The 4,133-nt window shown below is 70.9% G+C and carries 3 protein-coding genes and 1 pseudogene; 2 read left to right on the forward strand and 2 right to left on the reverse strand.

Going from position 1 to position 4,133, the window contains the following annotated elements:
- Together ACFV6I_RS37065 and ACFV6I_RS37070 are read right to left on the reverse strand one after the other, a co-directional pair.
- Positions 1-443, reverse strand: a pseudogene (locus ACFV6I_RS37065) (hypothetical protein); the annotation flags it as partial.
- Positions 440-2,509, reverse strand: coding sequence for an APC family permease (locus ACFV6I_RS37070; protein ID WP_107452862.1), 2,070 nt, complete (start codon positions 2,507-2,509; stop codon positions 440-442). The pseudogene ACFV6I_RS37065 and the gene ACFV6I_RS37070, both read right to left, overlap by 4 nt.
- Positions 2,510-2,738: 229 nt before the next feature.
- Here ACFV6I_RS37070 and ACFV6I_RS37075 point away from each other — a divergent pair, with 229 nt between their 5' ends.
- Together ACFV6I_RS37075 and ACFV6I_RS37080 are read left to right on the forward strand one after the other, a co-directional pair.
- Entirely contained in the window at positions 2,739-3,407 is a 669-nt protein-coding gene (locus tag ACFV6I_RS37075) for a TrkA family potassium uptake protein (RefSeq protein WP_063347597.1), read from the forward strand.
- Positions 3,407-4,078, forward strand: a complete 672-nt coding sequence (locus tag ACFV6I_RS37080) for a TrkA family potassium uptake protein (RefSeq protein ID WP_063347598.1) — start codon at positions 3,407-3,409, stop codon at positions 4,076-4,078. Before ACFV6I_RS37075 ends, ACFV6I_RS37080 begins: the two co-directional genes overlap by 1 nt.
- Positions 4,079-4,133 lie beyond the last annotated feature (55 nt).

Raw genomic sequence — 4,133 nt, forward strand, 5'->3', positions numbered from 1 at the left:
GCCCCCCCCGCCCCCGTCCGCGCCCCGGCCCGCGCGCCCCGCGGCGCGGTGCGCAGCGCCTTCGGCGGCCGCACCGCCTGCTTGCGCGGCCGCTCCCCCGGCGTGCGGGACGCCTGCGCGCGGGATCCCTGCGCGCGGTCGCCCTTCGGCGCGCCGTCCTTGGAGCGCTCGGCCTTCTGCGTGCGCTCGGCCTTCTGCGCACGGTCGGTCTTCTGCGTACGGTCGGCCTTCGGCTTCCCCGTGTCGGCTTCCGCCGGACGCGCGGGAGCGGGCTCGCCCGGCGCGAGCGGCGCGGTCTGCGCGGTGAAGCCGTCGCGGTCGGTGGCGGCCGGGCGCACGGGCTTGCCCCAGCGCGGCCGGGCGACCTTGCCGGGGGTGGCGGCGCCCTTGCGGGCGCCCTTGCCCGAGGATCCGGAGGAGCGGGACGGGGTGTTGCGGGTCACTGGGCGGAGTCCTTGCTGCTGTCAGCGGTGGCGTCTGGCATAACGGGGACCTTCGACTTTACGGCCTTCGGCGCCCGAGGCTCGCCACGCCGGACGGCACCCGGCGCCGACCAGGCCTTCTGCGGCTTGCGCCGCTCGGAGGACTCCAGCTGCCACGGCACCGAGGTGACCATCACCCCGGGCTTGAACAGCAGTCGTCCCTTGAGCCGCAGCGCGCTCTGGTTGTGCAGCAGGTGCTCGTACCAGTGGCCGACCACGTACTCGGGGATGTAGACCGACACCACCTCACGCGGGCTGCTGCGGCGCAGGTTCTTCACGTAGTCGAGGACGGGCCCGGTGATCTCGCGGAACGGCGAGTCCAGCACCTTGAGCGGCACCTCGATGCCGCGCTCGTCCCATTCCCGGCGCAGCGCCGCCGTGTCGGCCGGGTCGACGTTGACGGTGACGGCCTCCAGGGTGTGGGCGCGGGCGAGCCTGGCGTAGGCGAGGGCGCGCAGCGCAGGCTTGTGCAGCTTGGAGACCAGCACGATGGCGTGCACCCGGGTGGGCAGCACCACGTCGTCCGGCTCCTCGGCGGCGGTGAGCTCCTCGGAGACCCGGTCGTAGTGGCGGCGGATGCCCTTCATCATCACGAAGAGCACGACCATCGCGGCGATCGCGATCCAGGCATGGCTGATCTTGGTGACCAGGACGACGATCAGCACGGCCATGGTCATCACCAGGCCGAAGGTGTTGATCGCCCGGCTGCGCTGCATGTGGCGACGCTTGGCCGGGTCGGTCTCGGTGCGCAGCAGCCGGGTCCAGTGCCGGATCATGCCGGACTGGCTCATGTTGAAGGAGACGAAGACGCCGACGATGTAGAGCTGGATCAGCCGGTTGGGGTCCGCGTCGAAGGCGATGACGAACAGGATCGCGGCGATCGCCAGCAGGATGATGCCGTTGGAGAAGGCCAGCCGGTCGCCGCGGGTGTGCAGCTGGCGCGGCAGGTAGCGGTCCTGGGCGAGGATCGAGCCGAGCACCGGGAAGCCGTTGAAGGCGGTGTTCGCGGCGAGCACCAGGATCAGGCCGGTGACGGCGGCGACGAAGTAGAAGCCGGGCGTGAAGTTGTTGAAGACGGCTTCGCTGATCTGGGCGAGCGCGGTCTTCTGGTGGTAGCCGGGCGAGGAGCCGACGAGCTGCTCGGCCGGGTTCTCGGCCATCTGCACGCCGGTGAGGCGGGCCAGCCAGATGATGCCCATGAACATCACCACGGCGATGCTGGCCATCATCAACAGGGTGGTGGCGGCGTTCTTGCTCTTGGGCTTGCGGAAGGCCGGCACGCCGTTGGAGATGGCCTCCACGCCGGTGAGCGCGGCACAGCCGGAGGAGAACGACTTGAGCAGCAGGAACACCATGGCGAACCCGGCCAGCGATTCGTTGCCGGGGATGGCGGCGAGGTGGAATCCGGAGCTCTCGGCGGGCATGTCCTGGCCGAGCAGGAAGTGCCGGACGAAGCCGTAGCCGACCATGCCGATGACGCCGATCATGAACGCGTACGTCGGGACGGCGAAGGCGGTGCCGGATTCGCGGACGCCGCGCAGGTTCATGCCCATCAGCACCACCACGACGATGACCGACAGGGTCAGTTCGTGGCCGCGCAGCGCGGGGACGGCGGAGACGACGTTGGCGACGCCCGAGGTCGTCGAGACGGCCACGGTGAGCACGTAGTCGACCATCAGGGCGCTGGCGACGACGAGTCCCGACTTGGGCCCGTGGTTGACGGTCGCGACCTCGTAGTCGCCGCCGCCGCTCGGGTAGGCGTGCACGTTCTGCCGGTAGGAGGCGACCACCGCGAGCATCACGATCGCGACGACGACGCCGATCTGCCAGGAGAAGTGGATCGCCGAGGCACCCGCCACGGAGAGCGTCAGCAGGATTTCCTCGGGGGCGTACGCGACCGAGGAGAGCGCGTCCGAGGCGAAGACGGGCAGCGCGATCCGCTTGGGCAGAAGTGTTTCGCCCAATTTGTCGCTGCGCAGGGCGCGCCCGATCAGGATGCGTTTCGGTAGGTCAGTCGGCATAGGCACGTTAAGGAATCGTAGGGGCTTCCCGGGCCGGGCTCCGCCGTTTGTCCCCCCCTTCGTCGCGACTGCGTTCTATGGACCGGCTAGCGTGTCGGATACGAGTCGGCGGGCAACACTCAGGTTGTGAGTCGGCGCCCCACGAGAACGCTCGCCCAGGGAAGCCGGGCGGGAAAGGGAGATGAACGGTGTTTGCGCAGGTCAAGAACCCTACGGGACGGGTGAGGTAGCGCCGGTGCACATCGTCATCATGGGCTGCGGCCGCGTGGGCTCGGCCCTCGCCAGAGCCCTGGAGAAACAGGGCCACTCGGTGGCCGTGGTCGACCAGGACCCGACCGCGTTCCGTCGGCTGGGCGCCGGGTTCAACGGGCGCCGGGTGACCGGCGTCGGCTTCGACCAGGACACCCTGCGCGAGGCGGGCATCGAGGAGGCCGGCGCGTTCGCCGCGGTCTCCAGCGGCGACAACTCCAACATCATCGCCGCGCGGGTGGCCCGGGAGAACTTCGGCGTGGAGAACGTCGCGGCCCGGATCTACGACCCCCGCCGCGCCGAGGTCTACCAGCGCCTGGGCATCCCGACCGTGGCGACGGTCCGGTGGACCGCCGACCAGATGCTGCGCCGGCTGCTGCCGAGCGGCGCCGAGCCGCTGTGGCAGGACCCGAGCGGCGGCGTCCAGCTGGCCGAGGTCGCCTACGCCCCGGGCTGGGTCGGCCACCGCATCGGCGTGCTGGAGGAGTCCTCCGGCGCCCGGGTGGCGTTCGTCACCCGGCTCGGCGAGGGCGTGCTGCCCTCGCCCCAGATGGTGGTGCAGGAAGGCGACCTGGTGCACGTGATGCTGCGCCGGGGCGACCTGACGGCGGTCGAGGCCGCGTTCGCGCAGGGGCCGAAGGAGGAGGGTCACTGATGCGGGTCGCCATTGCCGGGGCCGGTGCCGTGGGTCGCTCGATCGCGGGCGAGCTGCTGGAGAACGGGCACGAGGTCCTGCTGATAGACAAGAACCCCAACTCCATCTCGGTGGAGCGGGTGCCCATGGCGGAGTGGCTGCTGGCCGACGCCTGCGAGATCACCTCGCTGGACGAGGCGGCGCTGCAGCGCTGCCACGTGGTGATCGCCGCGACCGGCGACGACAAGGTGAACCTGGTCGTCTCGCTGCTCGCCAAGACCGAGTACGCGGTGCCGCGGGTGGTCGCCCGGGTGAACAACCCGAAGAACGAGTGGCTCTTCAACGAGTCCTGGGGCGTGGACGTGGCCGTGTCCACCCCGCGTCTGATGTCCGCCCTGGTCGAGGAGGCGGTCAGCGTCGGCGACCTGGTCCGGCTGATGCGCTTCAGCCAGGGCAACGCCAACCTGGTCGAGCTGACCCTGGCCGCCGACACCGAGCTGGTCGGCACCCGGGTGGGCGACGTGGCCTGGCCGCAGGACACCGCGCTGGTGACGATCATCCGCGAGGGCCGGGTCCTGGTGCCGGGCAAGGACGACACCCTGGAGGGCGGCGACGAGCTGCTCTTCGTGGCCGCGCAGGAGCGCGAGGAGGAGCTGGAGGACCTGCTGTCGGCGTCCTCCGGCGCCCAGTAGGGCCGAAGGCGCGGACCGGACACGGGCGAGGGCCCGCACCCACCAGGGGTGCGGG

Origin of the sequence: Kitasatospora sp. NPDC059803 (assembly GCF_042732255.1) — a bacterium.
Lineage (GTDB): Bacteria > Actinomycetota > Actinomycetes > Streptomycetales > Streptomycetaceae > Kitasatospora.

What these genes read in the sequence shown, in the direction of transcription:
- ACFV6I_RS37080 (WP_063347598.1), top strand. Translation starts at nt 3,407, where the DNA reads ATGCGGGTCGCCATTGCCGGGGCCGGTGCCGTGGGTCGCTCGATCGCG.